Annotated in this window: 1 protein-coding gene (cut by a window edge); it reads right to left on the reverse strand. The window is 52.6% G+C overall.

Translation table 11 applies throughout. The features are described from left to right. Positions 1-25,578, reverse strand: the 3' portion of a protein-coding gene (locus tag OO184_RS25010) for a non-ribosomal peptide synthase/polyketide synthase (RefSeq protein WP_283256297.1). Its footprint extends 10,827 nt past the window's final position; 25,578 of the gene's 36,405 nt are visible here — the last part of the coding sequence; its start codon lies beyond the right edge, outside the window — the gene reads right to left on this strand; the stop codon is at positions 1-3.

A 25,578-nucleotide genomic window follows, 5' to 3' on the forward strand; every position in this document is an offset into this window, starting at 1 on the left:
TTACGATGTCTCTTCATCACAACTGATTACCAGCGCCCTATTCAAAGCCTGAGCTAAAGCGGTTTTATTCTCATCATCCTCCAATAAACTGAAATGGTCACCCGGTATCGCAATCAGCTCAAGCGAAGTATCAGACATTATCTGCGCCCAACCCAACGATGGCTCCATGCTCACTGACTCCGGTTTTTCATCCGTCATAAAAGAAATAGCAGGGGAAGGCTCTACCGCATAGAACTGATGCAGCGTTATCGCTAATGCTGGCGGCTCATAATCCGCAACTATTTGCGCGTAACGCTCGATCTGCCCCCAACGTTTTGCGATCACATCCGCATGCAGATTTGCCGGATATAATGCCAATTCTTGTGCTGCTTCAATAAACTGCACAAAATTCAACTCATCGATTCGACGGTATAACTCTGCAATCTCTTCCTTGTACTCCTCCTCCGACTGTCGAGCCAGTTCAATAAAGAACCGATATTTAGGTTGCATGATCTGTTCCCCTAAATAATGCGGCGCAGGCGCATCAATCAACCCCAAGAAATTGACCATTTCACCCGCATTCAAAAGCTGCTGAGCAATAGCATAAGCCAATATTCCACCAGAAGAGTAACCACATAGCCGATAAGGGCCTTCTGGTTGAATAGCCTTTATCAAGGTGATCATTCTCGCCGCTTGCTGCTCCATCGTTACCATCGGCTCTTCATTAATCGACGGCCAAGGTAGCGCATAAATCGGATGGCCCGATGGGATATGTCGGGCCAGTCCGAAGACATAGGAGTAATCCCCCATGCCGCTAGGAACAAAGAATAGCGGCAACCCTGTCCCATCCAGTCGCACCGATACAGCGCTATTTTGCGGCTGAGACAATAGATCTGAGGTGATTTTCGCAGCCAGCTCAGCCAACACCGGGAATTGGAACACAGCATTCAATGTGCAAACCAAACCCCGACCAGCGGCAAGATTTATCATTCGCATGGCAAGCAGTGAATGGCCCCCCAACGTGAAGAAGTTGTCATACCGGCTTATCTGCTCAACCCCTAGCAACTCACACCAGATAGCCGCCAATGCAATTTCCGTTTCCCCTTGTGGCGCTTCATAAATCTGACGGGCAAACGCTTCATTGTCAGGAGCTGGCAAAGCCCGACGATCCAATTTACCGTTCGGCGTTAGCGGAAATGCATCCAGACGCACAAAAGCTGATGGCACCATATAGTCAGGTAAAGTTACACTCAAGTGGGTACGCAGGTTATTGGCCAGCCCTTCATCCGCTGGCACCACGACATAGGCAACCAGCCGTTGGTCTTGCCCTTGCCCCAATGCCAACACCACAGATTCGCTTACTGCCGGGTGTTCCACCAATCGAGCCTCAATTTCCCCCGGTTCAACGCGGAAACCGCGGATTTTCACCTGCTGGTCGTTGCGGCCCAGGAATTCCAGATTGCCATCCGGCAGGTAACGGGCTAAATCCCCAGTACGGTACATACGAGTACCCGGTTGATCACTAAACGGATCAATCAGGAAACGTTCCGCCGTCAGCTCTGGACGATTCAGATAACCCCGTGCTACGCCGGCACCCCCGACATACAATTCACCTGTGACCCCTAACGGCACTGGCTGACCGTATTTATCCAACAGATAGAGGGTTAAATCTGGAATACGGGCGCCAATAGGGCTGGTCGTCTGTTCCACATCATGCGGATTCAGTTCCCGATACGTCACATGAACCGTCGTCTCCGTGATACCGTACATATTCACCAACTTTGGTGATGTCTCTTCACGCAGACGATACCACGGCCGTAACATCCCCGGATCGAGGGCTTCTCCCCCAAAGATGATATAACGCAGCTGGTCCGGCAATGGATTAGCAACATAACTGGCAATAAAGGCTTTGAACGCGCTCGGCGTCTGATTCAATACGGTGATACCGTGCTGACACACAAATTGATGCAGCTCTTGAGGAGAGCGAGCGATCGCGTGCGGCACCAGCACCAGTTTAGCGCCGTAGCGTAACGCTCCCCATAATTCCCATACCGAGAAGTCAAACGCGATGGAATGGAACAGGCACCAAACATCTTGTCGGTTAAAGTGATACCAGGATTCAGTCGCATCAAACAAACGCTGGATATTACGATGTTCGACCATCACCCCCTTCGGCGTCCCTGTCGAACCCGAGGTGTAAATTATATAGGCCAAATGCTGTGCGGTTAATGCCAATACCTGTGGGTTACTATCCGGCTGATCAGGCAAAATATTCGGGTCGAGTACCGTCAGCTCAGTCAACATTTTCTCGCCCAACGTACTACGTCCGGTATCATCCGCCAGCACAATAGCCGGGGCGGCATCAGTCAGAATATGTGCCAGACGCTCGCCGGTATAAACCGGGTCCAGCGGCACATAGGCGCCACCGGCTTTCAGTATTGCCAATACCCCCACGATCATTGCCGGTGAACGTGATACACAAATCGCCACTCGCTGATCGGGCACGACGCCCAGTGCGATAAGCTGATGGGCCAGCCGGTTAGCGCAGGTATTTAATTCCGCATAACTGAAAGTCTGCTCTTCATGCACTAATGCTATCGCATCAGGGGTTTGCTCTACCTGTCGTTCAAACAACTGATGAATACACAATGCCTCAGAATAGGCGGTTCCCGTGGCGTTCCAGTTTTTCAGCAACAGTGTACGCTCTGCTTCCGGTAGAATGCTCAATGTCCGTACCGGTGTTTCCGGGGCCTGCTCCAGCGCTGCCGCCAAACTCTCCAGTGCCTGTTGCATATAGCCGCATACCCGTTCCGGCTCCAACGGCTGTGCAACTTGAACGGTCAATCCCAAGGATTCGCCAAAATCCTCTACCGACAGCACTAACGGATAATTGGTTCGCTCCTGCGCATCAAGGAATTCAATACCATTTACAAGTTCATCCAACGTTGCTGAAAATGCATTATGTCGATAGTTCAACAAGCTGCTAAAGAGGGGGATTTCACCCTGCACACCACTGCAACGCTGAGCCAACGCCAGTGAAGCGTGTTCGTGTTCCAGTAATCCTGCCAGTCGGGTATGGGCGGCCTGCACACTGTCCCGTACCGGGGTATCATCAATGTCCAGCCGCAGCGGCAAGGTATTGATAAACAGCCCCATCCCGTTGTCAGCCCCTTCTCCCGCCGCCATGCGCCCAAACAACACGGTGCCGAACACCACTTGCTCTTGATCGCTGGTACGCGACAACACCTGCGCCCAAGCCAAATGACACAATGCCGCCAGACTGACGCCCAAACGCCGAGCCTGACTACGCAAACGATCATTCAGTTCCGGCGCCAGCATCCGATGGGATTCCGTCACCTGTGAACCATCACGATGCACCTCCGTCAATCCGAATGGCAATGTAGGTTCATCCACCTCCGCCAACATCTCGCTAAAGAAACGGGTATGTTCCTCCTGACTCATCCCCAGCCGAGCTTCAGCCACCAAATTACGGAAAGAAACTGGGGAAGGCAGGCTCTCCTCCTGTTCGGCAAGATACGCCTGAACCTCACCGTTCATCACATCCATCGTCGTATGGTCGCCAATCAGGTGATGCAGCAATTGCAATACCATCCAACGGCCATCAGCCTCCTGCGCCACCACAAACCGCAACAACGGAGCTTGATTCAGGTCAAGACGATAATGACGAGGATTAAAACGTTGAGCCAGTTGATCACAAATCGGTCCATCTGCCGGGTCTAACGTCAATTCAGTGACCGATAAAGGCGCCTGACGCCAGACTACCTGAGCCGGCACAGATAACTCTTGCCAGACAAAGGCGGTACGCAGAATATCATGGCGATCAACCACTTGTTGTACTGCCGTCAGATATCGGTCCAGTAGCGTCCGATCAGCGAAGACCACCTGACCGGCTAACAAATAGGGATCTCCTTCGTTTGCCAGTAAGTGGTGGAACAAAATGCCATCCTGCAACGGCGACAGGGCATAGATATCCTGAATGTTGCTCACCCCACCCGGCACTTGTCTGACGATGCGGTCAATGTCAGCCTGAGTCAAATCAATCAGCGGCAACATCGCTGGTGTCAGGGCCGTAGTTGCCGAAGTGATGACGTTAGGCGGCACTATCACAGCCTGATGCTGTCCCAACGTTTGCGCCAGGTCTGACAACACCGGCGATTGGAACAGATCACGCGCCGTCAGTGTCAATCCTAAATGACGCAAGCGCTCAACCATCCGTATCGCAAGCAACGAATGACCACCCAAGGCAAAAAAGCTGTCGTACCGGCTTATCTGCTCAATCCCTAGCAATTCACGCCAGATAGCCGCCAGCGCTATTTCTGTTTCTCCTTGAGGCGCAGCGTAAACTTGGTGGACAAAGGCGTCACTGTCCGGTTCCGGCAACGCTTGATGATCCAATTTACCGTTAGCAGTCAATGGAAACGCATCCAGCCGCATAAAGGCCGACGGCACCATATAGTCAGGCAAAATAGCACTCAGATGGGCACGCAGACTGCTCACCAATCCGTCACGGGCTTCCGCCGCCACATAGGCCACCAGTCGTTTCTCCTGCCCTTCGCCTCGTACCAACACCGCTACCTCACGTACCGTTGGGTACTCTGCTAACCGAGCTTCAATTTCCTCCGGCTCAATGCGGAAGCCGCGGATTTTAACCTGCTGATCATTGCGGCCCAGGAATTCCAGATTGCCATCCGGCAGATAACGGGCCAAATCCCCGGTGCGGTATAGGCGAGCATCCGGGTTATCACTGAACGGATCAACAAGGAAACGCTCAGCGGTCAATTCAGGCCGATTAAGATAACCACAGGCCACTCCATCGCCCCCAACATAAATCTCTCCGACCGCTCCTAACGGTACTGGCTGACCGCAAGTATCCAACAGATAAACCCGCGTGTTAGCTACCGGTCGTCCGATCGGGATACGGGCCGCTCCGGGCGCTAATGCTGTGATACGGTATGTGGCCGTAAAGGTAGTGCCTTCACTCGGCCCATAGCCATTTAATAGCTGTTGTGGCGGACTGGTATTCAGTACCTGACCGATAACATGGGGATCAAGGGCATCTCCGCCAACAATCAGGCATTTTATCTGTGGAAGAACCGGAGACAGCGCCGCTGCTAACTGGTTAAACAATCCGACACTCAACCACAGAACAGTGATTCGCTGAACCTGTAAAACTTGTACAAACGCCTGCGGCATCAACAAAGTGGCATGATCGACAATCACTAACGAACCACCATTGAGCAACGGCGCCCAAACTTCAAATGTGCTGGCATCGAAAGCCGGATTAGCGGCAAAAGCTACCCGATCATTCGGTTCGATTTCAGCATAGCCATTATTGATAACCAGCCGGACCACCGCACGATGCGGCACCAAGACTCCTTTAGGTGTCCCGGTAGAACCGGAGGTGTACATGATATACGCTAACTCAGTGCTGGAACGCGGTAAGTCAAGGTTAAAGCGATCCTCTTCGTGGCCCATGTCTGTCTCATCCGAGAGACGAAGCAACGGTACAGCCAAGTTAGCCGGAATATCCGCCCGTGTATCGGTGAGCAGTAACTTAGCTGAACAATCACTTATCAGCCAGTTTTTCCGCTCATCCGGTACACTGGGATCAATCGGCACGTAAACAGCGCAGGCTTTGAGAACCGCTAATTGGGCTACCACCAGTTCTATCGAACGCGCTAGCAAGAGCGCAATATGATCACCGGGACAAACGCCTTGCTCGATCAATTGACGAGCCAATCGGTTAGCGCGGATATTTAATTCGGCATAACTAAGCGTTTGCTCTTCATACACTAATGCTATCGCGTCAGGGGTTTTCTCCACCTGTTGTTCAAACAACTGATGAATGCATAATGCCTCAGGATAGACGGTTTCCGTGGCGTTCCAAGTTTCCAGTAACAACTTGCGCTCCGCCGGAGAAAGAATATCAATTTCCCTGACCGGCTGCTGAGGATTAGCTACCATCGCTTGCAGTACTGTGTGCAGATATCCCACCTGCCGCGCCATTGTCGTTGGATCAAACAGGGCGGTAGCATAACTTAATGCCCCCACGATCCTGCCCTCTTCTTCTGACAAGCCCAGTTCAAGATCAAACTTGACAACATCAACAGCTTGATCAACCGGTGAAACTACCAATCCCGGTAATCCCCACTCCGTGTTCTCATTATTCTGCCAGACAAACATCACCTGGAATAACGGGGTATGCGCCAGTCGGCGTGGCGGTTGCACGATCTCCACCACCTGTTCAAACGGTAAATCCTGATGCTCCTGAGCTGTCAATGCGGTTTGCCGAACTCGCGCCAGTAATTCCGTCACAGTCAATTCATCCGATAAATCCATGCGCAACGCTAACGTATTGACAAAGAAGCCAATCAACGGCTCTACTTCCTGATGATTGCGGCCGGCACTCGGGGTGCCAATTACCACATCGTCCTGACCTGATAAACGTGACAGAACTACCGACCAAGCTGACAACAACGTCATAAATAAGGTGACGCCGTGCTGTTCACTCAGGCGTTTAAGGGCGGTCGTTAGCGCCACATCCAGGTTAATCGGCACAGCCTGCCCGGCAAACGACTGCTCCAACGGACGAGGCCGATCTGTCGGCAAATCCAGCAAGACTGGCGCATCAGCCAACATTGCACGCCAATAGTCAGACTGAACCTGAATACGCTCAGCCGACAACCACTGACGCTGCCAGGCGGCGTAATCCGGGTATTGAATCGCCAACGGCGGCAACGGATCGGATTGTCCGTCCATAAACGCCGTATAGAGTGTGTTCAGTTCCTGTATCAGCACATTGGCAGACCAGCCATCGGAAATTATGTGATGCAAGGTCAGCAAAAACTGATATTCGTCATCAGTGATCCGAATGAGAGCAGCACGGATAAGCGGGCCGCTTTCAAGATCAAATGACGCATGGGCTTCCTCCACGCTCAGACGCTCAAGAACAACATCAGCATCTGGTATCCCGCGCAGGTCATATTGAGATAACAGTAAGCCGCTATCCGGCTCCAATAGCCGCACTTGCGGCTGACCATCTACAGAGACAAAGACAGACCGTAACGCTTCATGACGAGCAAACAAGGTATCCAGCGCCTTTTGCCAAGCCATAATATCCAACTGTCCAGATAAACGCAGGACCATTGGGATATGATACGTTTCACTGACACCCTCAAGCTGGGCCAAAAACCACAAGCGCTGTTGAGCAAATGACAACGGTAACGCTCCATCACGGGATATCGGCAAGATATTATCTGGTTGACCCGGCCGAGCCTGCATAACCTCAGCAAACGCCCTCAATGAAGGAGTCTTAAACAGGGTGGTTAGAGGTAGTTCGATACCCAAAGCGGCTACCCGGTTCATCACCCGCACCGCCAACAATGAGTGGCCTCCCAGAGCAAAGAAATTGTCATATCGGCTGATCTGTTCAATTCCCAAGATTTCACGCCAAATCGCCGCCAGAGCCATTTCCATTTCTCCTTGCGGCGCTTGGTAAACCTGACGGGCAACGGCTTTATTGTCCGGCGCTGGCAGCGCTTGACGATCTAATTTACCGTTCGGCGTTAATGGCAATGCATCCAAACGCACAAAGGCCGTCGGAACCATGTAATCAGGCAAAATAGCTTGCAGGTAAGCACGCAGACTAGTCACCAACCCCTCATGGGCTTCTGCCACTACATAGGCCACCAGCCGTTTTTCTTGCCCTTCCCCTTGAGCCAATACCACAGATTCACTCACCGTCGGATGTTCCACCAACCGAGCCTCAATTTCCCCCGGCTCAATGCGGAAACCGCGAATTTTAACCTGCTGGTCATTACGGCCCAAGAATTCCAAGTTGCCGTCCGGCAAATAACGGGCTAAATCCCCAGTGCGGTACATCCGGGCATCCGCCACATCACTAAACGGATCGATCAGGAACCGTTCCGCCGTCAAGTCTGGGCGATTGAGGTAGCCACGCGCCACTCCCGCGCCACCGATATAAATTTCCCCCACCACGCCCAACGGCACCGGTTGACCATACTCGTCCAGTAAGTAAAGACCAGTGTTGGCTATTGGACGACCGATACTTTCAATGATCCTGTCACCCCTCTGTATCGGCAGCCAGGCAGAATAGGTTGTCGTTTCAGAAGGTCCATAAAGATTACACAACCGCTGTATTTGTGTTTCTGCGAAGATCTGCTCAATTAAGGCGCCCTTAAGCGGCTCCCCTGCCAGATTGACAGTATGAACCGAGTCCATCAACGCCTGAGCCTGCAATAACGGTTTCATCGCCGATGGAACTGAGTTAATCAAAGTCACCGGCAGAGCATGCTGCATCAATGACAAGGCATCATCCACCAGATGAATCGCCGCCCCACGAGACAACGGCATAAAACACTCAAAAATGGACAGGTCGAAATTCATCGATGTTGAGAAAAGCACCTCGCGGATCTCTTCCGTCTCAAAGGCCTGCTTAGCCCAATGCAGGAAGTTAACCGTATTGCGGTGCTCAATCATCACCCCTTTGGGTACTCCCGTGGAGCCGGAAGTGTAAATCACATAGGCCAAATGCTGGGAAGTCAGCCCAGATGCCTGTGGATTACTGTCCGGCTGATCAGGCAAAATATTCGGGTCCAGTACCGTGAGTCCAGCCAGCGCTTCCTCGCCCAGTGCAGCCCAGCCAACCTTATCCGCCAGCACCATAATGGGGTCAGCATCATGCAGAATATGTGTCAGACGCTCGCTAGGATAAGCCGGGTCTAGCGGTACATAAGCCCCGCCCGCTTTCAGCACCGCTAACAACGCCACCACCATTGCCGGTGAACGTGTCACACAAATCGCTACCCGTTGGTCAGGTACAACGCCCTGTGCGATAAGTTGATGAGCCAGACGGTTAGCACGGGTATTTAATTCGGCATAACTGAGGGTCTGAGCTTCATACACTAACGCTGTCGCATCAGGAGTTTGCTCCACCTGTTGTTCAAACAATTGATGAACACATAACGCTTCAGGATAAGCGCTTTCCGTCGCGTTCCAGGTTTCCAGCAACAGCGTACGTTCCGCTTTCGGCAAGATTTCCAATGCCCGAACAGGCATGTCCGGCACTTGCTCAAGGGCATCCACCAGACTTTCCAGTGCTCGCTGCATATAACCACATAGGCTTTCCGGATCAAACGGCTGTACTACCTGAGCCGTCAGCCCCAGAGATTCGCCAAAATCCTCCACTGATAGCATTAACGGATAGTTAGTCCGCTCCTGTCCGCCAATAAACTCAATACCACTGATGACGTCATCCGGCGTTGCCAGCAAGGTATTATGCCGATAGTTCAGCAAGCTATTAAACAGAGGGATCTCACCCTGCACACCGCTGCAACGCTGGGCCAGCGCCAGTGACGCGTGCTCATGTTCTAATAGTCCGGCGAGTCGAGCATGGGCGGCCTGCACGCTGCTCCGTACCGGGGTCTCATCGATATCCAGCCGCAACGGCAAGGTATTAATGAACAACCCCATACTGTTGTCTGTCCCTTCCCCAGCTTGCATACGCCCAAACAACACGGTGCCAAACACAACATTCTTCTGACCACTGGTACGCGCCAACACCTGCGCCCAAGCCAGATGACACAAGGCCGCCAGACTGACGCCCAGATGTCTCGCCTGATGACGCAAACGGTCATTTAACCCAGCTGGCAACATCCGGTGAACTTCCGTCACTTGCGAACCATCACGATGTACTTCCGTCAAACCAAACGGCAGGGTCGGTTCATCTACCTCCGCCAGCATGTCAGTAAAGAAACGGGTGTGTTCTTCCTGACTCACCCCTAACCGGACCTGAGCCACCAGATTGCGGAAAGGTGTCGGCACAGGCAGACTATCTTCCTGACCTGTCAGGTACGCGTGCACTTCGCGGTGCATTACTTCCATCGTTTCGTGGTCGCCGATCAAGTGATGATGCAATTCCAGTAACAACCAATGACCATCCGTTTCCTGTGCGACCACAAAACGTAACAACGGCGCTTCGCTCAGGTCGAGACGATGATGACGCGGATCAAAGCGCCGGGTTAACTGTTCACTGACCGGGCCATCAGCCGGACTTAGTGTCAATTCCGTCACCGACAATGGAGCCTGACGCCACACTACCTGCGCCGGAACTGACAATCCCTGCCAGAGAAAAGCGGTACGCAGAATATCGTGCCGATCAATTATCTGTTGAACCGCCGCCAGATAACGATCCAACAACGCTCGATCAGCAAAAGCCATCTGCCCCGTCAATAAATAGGGATCACCCTCATTTGCCAACAAATGGTGGAACAAAATGCCATCCTGCAACGGCGACAGGGCATAGATATCCTGAATATTGGCGATCCCCCCCGGCACCTGTCCAACAATGTGGTCAATGTCAGCTTGGGTCAAATCAATCAGCGGCAACATCGCCGGTGTCAGCGCCGTAGTATCCGGTGTAATACGGTTATCAGGCACTTGAATTTCATTATGCTGAACCAGAGACTGTGCCAAAATACAGAGTGTTGGATGCTGGAATAACGTTTTTACCGATACACTCAGACCGATACGCCGCAATCGTTCAATCATACGGACAGCAAGCAGCGAATGACCACCAAGCGCAAAGAAGCTGTCATGCCGACTAATCTGCTCAACACCGAGTAACTCACACCAAACAGCCGCCAGCATCGTTTCTATCTTCCCTTGCGGAGCTTCATAGATCTGACGGGCAAATGCCTCTTCTCCTGGTGCCGGCAACGCCCGACGATCCAACTTGCCGTTCGGCGTCTGTGGTAAAGTATCCAGCCGCACAAAAGCTGCCGGTACCATATAGTCAGGTAAAATTGCACTCAAGTATTCACGCAAGCGGGCCGCCAACCCCTCATTCGCTTCTGCCGCTACATAGGCGACCAGCCGTTTGCCTTGCTCATCCTCCCATACCAACACTGCCGCCTCTTGCACCGACGGGTGTTTCTCCAGCCGGGTCTCAATTTCCCCTAGTTCAACCCGGAAACCGCGAATTTTGACCTGATGATCGTTACGCCCCAGGAATTCCAGGCTGCCATCCGGCAAGTAGCGAGCCAAATCCCCAGTAACATACATCCGCGCGCCGGAGACCGGACTGAAAGGATCGGGTATAAAACGTTCCGCGCTCAATTCCGGCTGGTTAAGGTAACCCCGCGCCACACCCACTCCGCCAATATACATTTCACCCACGCTGCCTGGCGGGACTAACTGACCGTATTTGTCCAGCAGGTAAACACAGGTATTTTTAAGCGGTCGGCCGATAGAACAATCATCGACGGGGGATAAAACCTCCTTACAGGTCGCTGTGACGGTATTTTCCGTCGGGCCATAAGCGTTCAATAGTCGAGGTCGATGGACCTCCCTCACAAACCAATCCTGAATGGCGCTCTTTTTGACCGCCTCACCACCAATGATAATGAGTCTGAGACAATCCGGTAACGGTAATACATTGTTGTCTCTGACAATCAGTTCAGACCAAAATAACGCTGGCAAAGACATTACTGTGATGCGGTTCTGCCAAGCTAAAGCAATAAACTCCGACATCGACGCCAACCAGCGATCATCACGCATGACCAACGTGGCCCCATTGCATAATGTCGAGAAACATTCCTCCACTGAAACGTCAAACGCAAAAGAAGCAAACTGTAATAACCGATCTTGCGCCGTGACCGCATAGGTCTCATTAAAGCCCAGATGACGTTGATACACCGCCTGATGTTCCACCATCACCCCTTTCGGCTGTCCAGTGGAGCCGGAGGTATAGATGATGTAAATCAGGTGATCTGGTGTCAACTCAGCGACCTGCGGGTTGCGATCCGACTGATCTGGCAAGATATTCGGGTCAAGTACCGTCAGCCCGCTCAACGCCTCATCACCCAGTGCCGCCCGCCCAGTCGCATCAGCCAATACCACTGATGGAGTCGTATCATTCAGGATATACGCCAGACGCTCTAACGGATAGGTTGGGTCCAGCGGCACATAGGCTCCACCGGCTTTCAACACCGCTAACAGCGCCACCACCATTACTGGTGAACGCGACACACAAATTGCCACTGGTTGGTCAGGTACGACACCCAATGCGATAAGCTGATGGGCCAACCGGTTAGCACGGGCATTTAATTCGGCATAGCTGAGGGTTTGCTCCTGATACACCAGCGCCGTCGCCTCCGGGGTTTTTTCCACCTGTTGTTCAAACAATTGATGAACACATAACGCCTCAGGATAGGCGGTTTCCGCCTCATTCCAGGTTTCCAGCAATAGCTTGCGTTCCGCCGGGGCCAGAATATCAATTTCCCCGATCCGCTGTTGGGGGTTAACCACCATCGCTTGCAGCACCGCATGCAGATATCCCACCTGCCGTTCCATTGTCGATGGATCAAACAAAGCAGCGGCATAACTCAACGCCCCAACAATCCTGTCCTCCTCCTCTAACAAGCCCAGCTCCAGATCAAACTTGACAATATCGAAAGCTTGATAGACCGGTGAAACCGCCAGTCCCGGTAATTCCCATTCCGAGTTCTCATTGTTCTGCCAGGCAAACATCACCTGGAACAACGGGGTATGCGCCAGTCGGCGCGGCGGTTGCACGATTTCTACCACCTGCTCAAACGGTAAATCCTGATGCTCCTGAGCCGTCAATGCAGTTTGCCGCACTCGCGCCAGTAATTCCGTCACGGTCAGCTCACCTGATAAATCCATGCGCAACGCCAGTGTATTAACAAAGAAACCAATCAACGGCTCCACTTCCTGACGACCACGGCCTGCGCTCGGGGTGCCAATCACCAAATCGTCCTGACCTGACAAACGTGACAAAACCACCGTCCAAGCAGATAACAGCGTCATAAATAAAGTGACGCCGTGCTGCTCACTCAGACGCTTAAGGGCTGCCGTTAATTCCACATCTAAGTTAACCGGCACGGCATCTCCGGCGTACGACTGCTCCGGCGGACGAGGTCGGTCAGTGGGCAAATCCAGCATAACCGGCGCGTCAGCCAACATTGCACGCCAATAGTCAGATTGAACCTGAACACGTTCAGCCGACAACCACTGACGCTGCCAAGCGGCGTAATCCGGGTATTGAATCGCCAATGGCGGCAACGGAGCCAGTTGCCCGGCCATAAACGCCGTATAGAGCGCATTCAATTCCTGCATCAATATATTGGCAGACCAGCCATCGGAAATAATGTGATGCAAAGTCAGCAAAAATTGATATTCGTCATCAGTGAGCCGGATGAGAGCAACACGGATAAGCGGGCCGCTTTCAAGATCAAATGACGCATGAGCCTCCTCGGTGCTCAAGCGCTCAAGAACCTCATCAGCATCTGGAACTCCGCGCAGGTCATATTGAGATAACAGTAAGCCGCTATCTGGTTCCAATAGCCGCACTTGCGGCTGACCATCAATAGAGATAAAGACAGAACGTAACGCTTCATGACGGGCAAACAAGGTATCCAGAGCCTTTTGCCAGGCCACAATATCCAGTTGACCAGACAAGCGCAGGGCCATCGGGATATGATAAGTTTCACTGACTCCCTCAAGCTGTGTCAGGAACCACAGGCGCTGTTGAGCAAATGATAACGGTAATTCCCCTTCTCGGGATATCGGCAGGATGGACGGCAGGATAGTATCCGATTGCCCCATCCGAGCCTGCATGACCTCAGCAAACGCCCCTAGCACTGGGGATTTAAACAGGGTAGTCAGCGGCAATTCAATACCTAAAGCAGTTACCCGATTCATCACTCGCATCGCCAGTAATGAGTGACCGCCCAAGGCAAAGAAATTGTCATGTCGGCTGATCTGTTCAACCCCCAAGACTTCACGCCAAATCGCCGCCAGCGCCATTTCCGTTTCCCCTCGCGGCGCTTCATAAACTTGACGAGCAACCGCTTCACTGTCCGGCGCCGGTAATGCCCGACGATCCAGCTTACCATTCGGCAGTAACGGGAATGCATCCAGCCGTACAAAAGCCGCCGGCACCATATAACCCGGTAATAGGGCACTCAAGTGGGTACGCAGACTATTAACCAACTCGTCATTTGCTTGCGCCGCCACATAAGCAACTAACCGTTTATCCTGCCCATCATCCAGAGCGAGTACCAATGCTCCGCGGACCTCAGGGTGTTCTGTCAGTCGGGCTTCAATTTCCCCCGGTTCAATCCGGAAGCCACGGATTTTAACTTGCTGATCATTACGGCCAACAAATACCAGATTGCCGTTTGGCAAGTAACGGACCAAATCCCCGGTTCGATACATCCGCGCATCAGGTCTATCACTAAACGGGTCAGGCAGGAAACGCTCAGTCGTCAATTCTGGCCGATTCAGGTAGCCGCGGGCAACGGCGATTCCCCCAATATAAAGCTCACCGGTGACACCCATTGGAACAGGTTCCCCACGGGCATTGAGAATATAGATTTGAGTATTGGATATTGGGCGGCCAATCGGTACGTTATCAACAAAACGGCTCGGGTGATTGGTATCGAACACAGTACAACCCACGACAGTTTCGGTTGGACCATACTCGTTAATGATGCGTGATCCAGGCGATAATGTTCGCCAGAGTGCAACCGTGGAACCGGGTAGCGCCTCTCCGCCCACGATGAAGCAGTGCGCAGGGCATTCTCGTTCCGCTGTTTTTAATTCCTGACCCATCGCTGAAAGATGGCTAGGGGTAATTTTAACCAGAGCGCCCGATTCCATTGACAGCAACGCGGGGAGCAGTTCAATCAGCTCCTGCCCGTCACGAATCAAGCGGATCTTGCCGCCACACAGTAAAGGCAGGTAAAGACTGGTGACCGTGGCATCAAAGGCTAGCGGTGACGAAACGATACTATCGAATTGCCTTTCAGTTAAGTAATCACTCCGCGCCCATAGCAGATAGTTGCAGACACCGCGATGTTCCAGCATCACTCCTTTCGGTGTCCCCGTCGAACCCGAGGTATAAATGACATACGCCAGATGTCGTGAGGTTAATTCAGGTATTTGCGGGTTGTCGTCCGGCTGGTTAAACCGTGTATCTGGGTCAAGTACCGTGAGTTCTGCCAGTGCCTGCTCACCCAACGCAGCGCGTCCTGCCTTATCCGCGAGTAAAATAGCTGGAGCGGCATCAGTCAGAACATATGCCAGACGCTCCCCAGGATAGGTTGGGTCCAGCGGTACATAAGCTCCCCCAGCTTTCAATACGGCCAACAATCCCACCACCATTGCCGGTGAGCGCGCCACGCAAATCGCTACCCGCTGATCGGGTACGACACCCAATGCAATCAATTGGTGAGCCAGTCGGTTAGCACGAGCATTCAGTTCCGCATAACTGAGGCTCTGCCTTTCATAAACTAGTGCCGTAGCATCAGGATTTTTCTCTACTTGACTCTCGAATAGCTGATGAACGCATAACTGCTCAGGATAGACGGTTTCAGTCTCGTTCCACGTTTCCAGCAACAGCCTCCGCTCCGTTTCTGGTAGAATATTCAGTATCCGTACCGGCGTTTCCGGCGCCTGTTCAAGCATCTCTACCAAACTTTCCAATGCCTGCTGCATATAACCGCATAGTCTTTCTGGTTCAAACGGCTGCACCACCTGAGCCGTTAGTCCCAAAGTAGAGCCGCCATCCTCCACCGACAGCACAAACGGATAGTTAGTGCGCTCTTGCCCTCCCAAGAACTCAATGCCCTGCACTGCCTCATTCGGGGTCATCGGATTCCCATTATGCCGGTAGTTCAACAGGGTACTAAAGAGCGGAATATCACCCTGTACACGACTGCAACGCTGGGCCAACACCAGCGACGCATGCTCATGCACCAGCAATCCAGCCAGCCGGGTATGTGTTGTCTGTACGCTGTCGCGTACCGAGGTATCATCAATATCCAGCCGCAGCGGTAAGGTATTAATAAACAGCCCCATACCACTGTCGGCGCCATCTCCCGCCTGCATACGTCCAAACAGTACCGTGCCGAACACGACTTTCTCCTGACCACTGGTATGCGACAACACCTGTGCCCAGGCCAAATGACACAATGCAGCCAGACTGACGCCCAAATGTCTCGCCTGATGACGCAAACGGTTATTTAGCTCGGTCGGCAACATTCGGTGGGATTCGACCACCAGCGAGCCATCACGGTGCACTTCCGTCAGCCCAAACGGTAGAGTCGGTTCATCTACTTCCGCCAGCATGTCAGTAAAGAAGCGGGTGTGTTCTTCCTGACTCACTCCCAACCGGACCTGAGCCACCAGATTGCGGAAAGGTGTCGGCGTAGGCAAGCTGTCCGCTTGATCTGTCAGATACGCTTGGACTTCGCGGTGCATCACTTCCATCGTTTCATGGTCGCCAATCAAATGATGCTGCAATTCCTGCAACAACCAACGACCATCCGTTTCCTGAGCGATGACAAAGTGCAGCAATGGCGCTTGTCTCAAATCGAGACGATACCGACGCGGATCAAAACGCCGGGCTAGCTGCTCACTGACCGGACCGTCAGCCGGGTCCAGAACCAATTCAGCCACTGATAATGGGGCCTGACGCCAGACCACCTGAGCCGGGACTGATAATCCTTGCCAGATAAAGGAAGTACGTAAAATATCATGCCGATCAACGGCCCGTTGAATCGCCGCCAGATAACGATCCAACATCGCCCGGTCAGCAAAGGCCATCTGCCCCGTCAACAGATACGGATCACCTTCATTCGCCAGTAGATGGTGGAACAAAATGCCATCCTGCAACGGTGACAAGGCATAGATATCCTGAATATTTTTGAGTCCGCCCGGTATTTGCTCAACGATGAGGTCAATCTCAGTTTGAGTCAGATCAATTAACGGCAGCAGATCCGGTGTCAACGCCACGGTATCCGGTGTAATACGGTTGTCAGGCACCCGAATTTCATTATGCTCAGCCAAGGACTGCGCCAGAACACGAAGTGTTGGATTCTGGAATAGCGTTTGCACCGATATACCCAGACCTACACGCCGCAATCGTTCAATCATCCGTACAACGAGCAATGAATGGCCGCCCAGAGCAAAGAAGTTGTCATGTCGGCTAATCTGCTCAGTGCCTAACAACTCACGCCAAACAGCCGCCAACATCGTTTCTATCTTCCCTTGCGGGGCTTCATAGACCTGACGAGCAAACGCCTCCTCTCCCGGCGCTGGCAATGCCCGGCGGTCCAACTTACCATTCGGGGTCTGCGGGAAAACATCCAGACGCACAAAAGCTGCCGGTATCATGTAGCCAGGCAAAATAGCACTCAAATGGATACGTAAGCTATTAACCAATTCATCATCTGCTTCCGCCGCCACATAGGCAACCAGCCGTTTGTCCTGCCCGTCATCCAGCGCCAATACCAGCGCTTCGCGTACCGCAGGATACTCTGTCAGCCGAGCTTCAATCTCCCCCGGTTCAATTCGGAAGCCACGAATTTTAACTTGATAATCATTACGGCCAAGGAATTCCAACTCACCATTCGGCAGGTAGCGAGCTAAATCCCCAGTGCGATACATCCGGGCGCCGGATACCGCACTAAAGGGATCGGGTATGAAACGCTCCGCACTTAATGCCGACTGGTTAAGATAACCCTGCGCCACACCGACGCCGCCAATATACATTTCGCCGGTGCAACCTAATGGCACGGGTTGATCATCTTTGTCTAACAGATATACACAGGTATTTTTAATCGGCCGACCGATAGAACGATCATCTGCCGACGAGATGACTTCTTTACAGGTCGCCGTCACGGTATTTTCCGTCGGACCATACGCGTTCAATAGCCGAGGTCGGTGGCCTTCCTGCTTAAACCAATCCTGAATGGCATTCTTTTTGACCGCCTCACTGCCAATGATGATCAGCCTGAGACACTCCGGCAGCGGTGATCTATTATCTCTGGCCGCCAGTTCAGACCAGAATAAGGTCGGCAGAAACATCACTGTGATATGGTTTTGCCGGGCTAAAGCAATAAATTCCGGCATCGAAGTCAACCAGCTATCATCACGAATAATCAGCGTAGCCCCGTTGCACAACGTCGAGAAGCACTCTTCTACTGAAACATCGAATGCAAAAGCAGCAAATTGCAATACCCGGTCTTGCGCGGTGATAGCATAGTGTTCATTCACCCCCAGATGACGTTGATAGACCGCCTGATGTTCCACCATCACCCCTTTCGGCTGCCCGGTTGAACCGGAGGTGTAAATCACATAGGCCAGATGTTGTGGCGTTAATGCAGTCACTAATGGATTGCCGTCCGGCTGGTCAGGTAACAAATTCGGGTCCAATACGGTCAACCCCGAAAGCGCCTCCTCGCCCAATACTGTCCGTCCAGTACTATCCGCCAGCAAAATAGACGGCGCGGCATCAGTCAGAATATGAGACAGACGCTCACCCGGATAAGCCGGGTCCAATGGCACATAAGCTGCCCCGGCTTTCAGCACCGCCAGCACGCCCACTACCATCGCTGGTGAACGTGTTACACAAATCACCACCCGCTGATCGGGTATTACGCCGAGCGCAATCAATTGATGAGCCAGTCGATTGGCGCGAGCATTCAGCTCAGCATAGCTGAGAGTTTGTTCCTGATATATCAGCGCTATGGCATCAGGATTTTTCTTCACCTGTTGTTCAAACAACTGATGAATACATAACGGGTCAGGATACGGGGTGTCCGTGGCGTTCCAGGTTTCCAGTAATAACGTGCGTTCAGCCTCGGGCAGAATACTGAGCGTCCGTACCGGCGTCTCTGGGGCCGACTCAAGCGCCTCCGCCAGATTTTCCAGCGCCTGCCGCATATAGCCGCATACCCTTTCCGGCTCATATGGCTGGACAACTTCAGCCGTCAACCCCAGTGCATTACCAAAATCTTCCACCGACAAGGAAAACGGATAGTTACTACTCTCTTGCCCACCAAGGAATTCGATACCACTCATGGTTTCATCCGAAACCACTGGCAACGCGTTATGCCGATAGTTCAACAAGGCGCTAAAGAGCGGCATTTCACCCTGTACCCTACTGCAACGCTGAGCTAACGCTAATGAGGCATGCTCATAATCTAACAATTCAGCTAATCGGGCGTGTGCTGCTCGTACACTATCCCGTACCGAAGTATCATCAATATCCAGCCGCAACGGCAAGGTATTGATAAATAGCCCCATCCCACTGTCAGCACCTTCCCCCGCCGCCATGCGCCCAAACAGAACGGTGCCAAACACCACTTTCTCCTGACCACTGGTATGCGACAATACCTGTGCCCAGGCCAAATGACACAACGTTGCCAAACTAACGCCCAGACGTCTCGCCTGACTGCGCAGACGATCATTCAACACCTGAGATAACATTTGGTGTGATTCCATCATCTGCAAGCCATTACGATGTACCTCCGTAAGTCCGAAGGGTAACGTTGGTTCATCCACCTCAGTCAGCATATCGGTAAAGAAGCGGATATACTCTGCCTGATTAACCCCCAATTGAGCCTGAGCAATCAAATTACGGAAAGGCGCCGGAACGGGCAGGCTATTCCCTTGCCCGGTAAGATACGCTTGAATTTCCCGGTTCATGACTTCCATCGTCGTATGGTCGCCAATCAGGTGGTGCTGCAATTGCAATACTCGCCAGCGGCCATCGGTTTCCTGCGCCGCCACAAACCGCAACAACGGCGCTTGATTCAGGTCAAGGCGATAATGACGCGGACTAAAACGTTGAGTCAACTGATCGCCAATCGCCCCATCAGCCGGGTCGAGTGTCAATTCAGTGACCGATAAAGGCGCCTGACGCCAGACTACCTGCACCGGCGCAGATAATCCTTGCCAGAGAAAAGCGGTACGTAGGATATCGTGACGTTCAACCACCTGTCGCACCGCCGCAAAATAACGGTCTAACAAAGAGCGATCAGCAAAGACCATCTGACTAACCACTAAATACGGATCACCTTCGTTTGCCAGTAAGTGGTGGAACAAAATACCGTCCTGCAACGGTGACAAGGCATAAATATCCTGAATATTAGTCATCCCACCCGGCACTTGCTCGATGATACCGTCAATGTCAGCCTGAGTCAGATCTACCAGCGGCAACATTCCCGGAGTGAGTGTCGTCGTCGCTGGCGTAATGACATTCGGCGGCACCACCACAGCCCGGTGCTGTCCCAACGTTTGCGCCAGTTCAGACAACACTGGAGACTGGAACAGATCACGCACGGCCAGTGTCAGCCCCAGATGATGCAAACGTTCAATCATCCGTACCGCCAGCAGAGAGTGACCACCCAGTGCGAAGAAGCTATCGTGTCGGCTAATCTGTTCAATACCTAGCAACTCACGCCAAATGGTCGCTAATGCAATTTCCGTTTTCCCTTGTGGCGCTTCATAAACCTGACGAGCAAACGCTTCGCCGTCTGGTGCCGGCAAGGCTCGACGATCCAATTTACCGTTCGGCGTTAGCGGAAACGCATCCAGACGCACAAAGGCCGTTGGCACCATATAATCTGGTAAAAGAGCGCTTAGGTAGGTACGCAAGCTATTTGCCAGCCCTTCATCCTCTGGCGCCACGATATAAGCAACTAGCCGTTTTCCGTGCTCTTCGCCCAACGCCAACACCACCGATTCACTCACCGCTGGGTGTTCTATCAATCGGGCCTCAATTTCCCCCGGTTCAATGCGGAAACCACGGATTTTAACCTGCTGGTCGTTGCGGCCCAGGAATTCCAGATTGCCATCCGGCAGATAACGGGCTAAATCCCCAGTACGGTACATACGAGCGCCCAGTTGATCACTAAACGGATCAACCAAGAAACGTTCCGCCGTCAGTTCAGGGCGGTTCAGATAACCCCGTGCTACACCGGCACCCCCAACATACAATTCCCCTATTGTCCCCAACGGTACTGGCTGACCGTATTTATCCAACAGATAAAGGGTTAAATCTGGAATACGCTCACCAATAGGGCTGGTCGTCTGTTCCACATCATGCGGATTCAGTTCCCGATAAGTCACATGAACTGTCGTCTCCGTGATACCGTACATATTCACCAACTTTGGTGATGTCTCTTCACGCAGGCGATACCACGGTCGTAACATTCCCGGTTCAAGAGCTTCTCCCCCAAAGATGATATAACGCAACTGGTCCGGTAATGGATTGTCAACATAACTGGCAATAAAGGCTTTGAACGCGCTCGGCGTCTGATTTAATACCGTGACGCCGTGCTGGCACACAAATTGATGCAGCTCTTGAGGAGAGCGGGCAATGGCGTGCGGCACCAGCACCAGTTTAGCGCCGTAGCGTAACGCCCCCCATAATTCCCATACCGAGAAGTCAAACGCGATGGAATGGAACAGGCACCAAACATCTTGTCGGTTAAAGTGATACCAGGATTCAGTCGCATCAAACAGACGCTGGATATTACGATGCTCAACCATCACCCCCTTCGGCGTCCCCGTCGAACCCGAGGTGTAAATTATATAGGCCAGATGCTGTGCGGTTAATGCCGGTACCTGTGGGTTGCTATCCGACTGATCGGGCAAGATATTAGGATCGAGTACCGTCAGAGCAGTCAACGTTTTCTCGTCCAGCGCATTACGTCCAGTATCATCCGCCAGCACAATAGCCGGGGCGGCATCGGTCAGAATATGTGCCAGACGCTCCCCGGTATAAACCGGGTCCAGCGGCACATAGGCGCCACCGGCTTTCAGTATTGCCAATACCCCCACGATCATTGCCGGTGAACGTGATACACAAATCGCCACTCGCTGATCGGGCACGACACCCAGTGCGATAAGCTGATGGGCCAACCGATTAGCGCGGGTATTTAATTCGGCATAGCTGAGAGTTTGATCTTCATATACTAATGCTATCGCGTCAGGGGTTTGCTCTACCTGTTGTTCAAACAACTGATGAATACATAACTGATCAGGATAGGCGGTTTCCGTGACGTTCCAAGTTTCCAGTAACAGCTTGCGCTCCGCCGGAGACAGGATATCAATTTCTCCGATTAGCTGTTGAGGATCAGTCACCATCGCTTGCAGCACCGCGTGCAGATATTCCACTTGCCGCTCCGTCGTCGATGGATCAAACAGGGCGGTGGCATAATTCAACGCCCCAACAATCCTGCCCTCCTCTTCTGACAAGCCCAGTTCAAGATCAAACTTGACAACATCAACAACTTGCTCGACCGGTGAGACTGCCAGCTTCGGCAGTTCCCAGTCCGTACCCTCATTGTTCTGCCAGGCAAATATCACCTGGAACAATGGGGTATGCGCTAATCGGCGCGTCGGTTGTACGATTTCCACCACCTGTTCAAACGGTAAATCCTGATGCTCCTGTGCCGCCAATGCGGTTTGCCGGACTCGCGCCAGCAACTCAGTCACGGTCAGCTCACCCGATAAATCCATACGCAATGCCAACGTATTGACAAAGAAGCCAATCAACGGCTCTACTTCCTGACGACTACGGCCTGCGCTCGGGGTGCCAATCACCACCTCTTCCTGACCTGACAAACGTGACAGAACCACCGACCAGGCTGACAACAGCGTCATAAATAAGGTGACGCCGTGCTGCTCACTCAGGAGTTTCAGAGACGTCGTTAGCGCCACATCCAAGTTAATCGGCACGGCCTGTCCGGCAAACGACTGCTCCGGCGGACGGGGCCGGTCAGTAGGCAAATCCAGCAAGACTGGCGCGTCGGTCAACATCGCACGCCAATAGTCAGACTGAACCTGAATACGCTCAGCCGACAACCACTGACGCTGCCAGGCGGCGTAATCCGGGTATTGAATCGCCAACGGCGGCAACGGATCTGATTGCCCTTCCATAAATGCCGTATAGAGCGTGTTCAGTTCCTGTATTAGCACATTGGCAGACCAACCATCGGAAATAATGTGATGCAAAGTCAGCAAAAACTGATATTCGTCATCAGTGAGCCGGATGAGAGCAGCACGGATAAGCGGGCCGCTTTCAAGGTCAAATGACGCGTGGGCTTCCTCCACGCTCAGACGCTCAAGAACAATATCAGCATCTGGGATCTTGCGCAGGTCATATTGAGATAACAGTAAGCCGCTATTCGGCGCCAACAACCGCACTTGCGGTTGACCATCAATAGAGACAAAGACAGAACGTAACGCTTCATGGCGAGCAAATAAGGTATCCAGCGCCTTCTGCCAAGCCGCAATATCCAGTTGACCACACAAACGCAGGGCCATTGGGATATGATAAGTCTCACTGACGCCCTCAAGCTGCGCCAGAAACCACAAGCGCTGTTGAGCAAATGACAATGGTAATTCCCCTTCACGGGATATCGGCACGATAGCGGGCAGGATAGTATCCGATTGCTCCTGCCGAACCTGCATGACCTCAGCAAATGCTTTTAACGAAGGGGATTTAAACAGGGTGGTTAATGGCAGTTCAACACCCAAAGCAGCTACCCGGTTCATCACTCGCACCGCCAGCAACGAATGGCCGCCCAGAGCAAAGAAATTGTCGTACCGGCTGATCTGCTCAATCCCCAGGACTTCACGCCAAATCGCCGCCAGAGCCATTTCCGTTTCTCCCTGAGGCGCTTCGTAAACCTGACGGGCAACGGCTTCATTGTCCGGCGCCGGTAACGCTTGCCGATCCAACTTACCGTTAGGCGTCAATGGCAATACGTCCAGCCGCACAAAGACCGCCGGTACCATGTAGTCAGGTAATTGAACACTCAGATGTTCACGTAAACTGTTAATCAACCCTTCGTGGTCTTCTGCCGCCACATAGGCAACCAGCCGTTTCTCTTGCCCGTCCCCTTGAGCCAATACTACAGATTCACTCACTGCCGAATGTTCTACCAACCGGGCCTCAATTTCCCCCGGTTCAATGCGGAAACCGCGAATTTTGACCTGCTGATCATTTCGGCCTAAAAATTCCAGATTGCCGTTCGGCAAATAACGGGCTAAATCTCCGGTGCGATACATCCGGGCATCCGGCACACCACTAAACGGATCAATCAGGAAACGTTCCGCCGTCAAGTCTGGGCGATTGAAGTAGCCACGCGCCACTCCCGCGCCGCCGATATAAATCTCCCCCACCACGCCCAACGGCACTGGTTGACCATACTCGTCCAACAAGTAAAGACTGGTGTTGGCTATCGGACGGCCGATACTTTCAATAATCCGTTCACCCCGCTGTATCGGCAACCAAGCAGAATAGGTTGTCGTTTCAGAAGGTCCATAAAGATTACATAACTGCTGTATTTGCGTTTTTTCGAAAATCTGTTCAATTAAGGCGCCTTTAAGCGGTTCCCCCGCCAGATTGACAGTATGAACCGACGCCATCAGCGCCTGCGCCTGCAATAACGGTTTCATTGCCGACGGAACTGAGTTGATTAAGGTCACCGGCAGAGCATGCTGCATTAATGATAGGGCATCATCCACCAGATAAATCGCCGCCCCACGAGACAACGGCATAAAACATTCAAAAATGGACAGGTCAAAATTCATTGACGTTGAGAAAAGTACTTTACGAATCTCTTCCGTCTCAAAAGCCTGCTGAGTCCAATGCAAGAAGTTAACCGTATTCCGGTGCTCAATCATCACCCCTTTAGGCGTTCCCGTAGAACCGGAGGTGTAAATCACATAGGCCAGATGACGAGAAGTCAGCCCAGATATCTGTGGATTACTATCCGGTTGATCAGGCAAGGCATTCGGGTCCAGTACCGTTAATCCAGCCAGCGCTTCCTCGCTTAGTGCAACCCTGCCAGCCTTATCCGCCAGCACAACCGCCGGAGCAGCATCAGTCAGAATATGTGTCAAACGCCCACCAGGATAAGTCGGGTCTAGCGGCACATAAGCCCCGCCCGCTTTCATCACCGCCAGCAATCCCACCACCATTGCTGGTGAACGTGACACACAAATCGCCACCCGTTGATCCGGCTTTATCCCTAATGTAATAAGCTGATGGGCCAACCGGTTAGCATGAGCATTTAATTCAGCATAGCTGAGAGTCTGCCCTTCACACACTAAGGCTTCCGCTTCTGGAGTTTTTTCTACCTGTTGTTCAAACAATTGATGAACACATAACGTCTCAGGGTAGGCTGTTGCCGTGGCGTTCCAAGTTTCCAGCAACAACTTGCGCTCTGCCGGAGAAAGGATATCCATTTCTCTGACCGGCTGTTGGGGATTAGCCGCCATCGCTTTCAGCACCGCATGCAGATATTCCACCTGCCGTTCCATTGTCGATGGATCAAACAGAGCCGTAGCATAACTCAATGTACCAACAATCCCGCCTTCCTCTTCTAACAGGTTAAGCTCAAGATCAAACTTAACAACATCAACGACTTGATCGACCGGCGACACCGCCAGCCCCGGTAATCCCCATTCCGTAGTTTCATTGTTCTGCCAGGCAAACATCACCTGGAATAACGGGGTATGCGCCAGTCGGCGCGGTGGTTGCACGATTTCCACCACCTGTTCAAACGGTAAATCCTGATGCTCCTGTGCCGCCAATGCGGTTTGCCGAACTCGCGCCAGTAATTCCGTCACGGTCAACTCACCCGATAAATCCATGCGCAACGCCAGCGTATTGACAAAGAAGCCAATCAACGACTCAACTTCCCGACGGCCACGGCCTGCGCTCGGTGTGCC

This window comes from Photorhabdus aballayi, assembly GCF_026153155.1.
In the GTDB taxonomy this organism is placed as follows: Bacteria; Pseudomonadota; Gammaproteobacteria; order Enterobacterales; family Enterobacteriaceae; genus Photorhabdus; species Photorhabdus luminescens.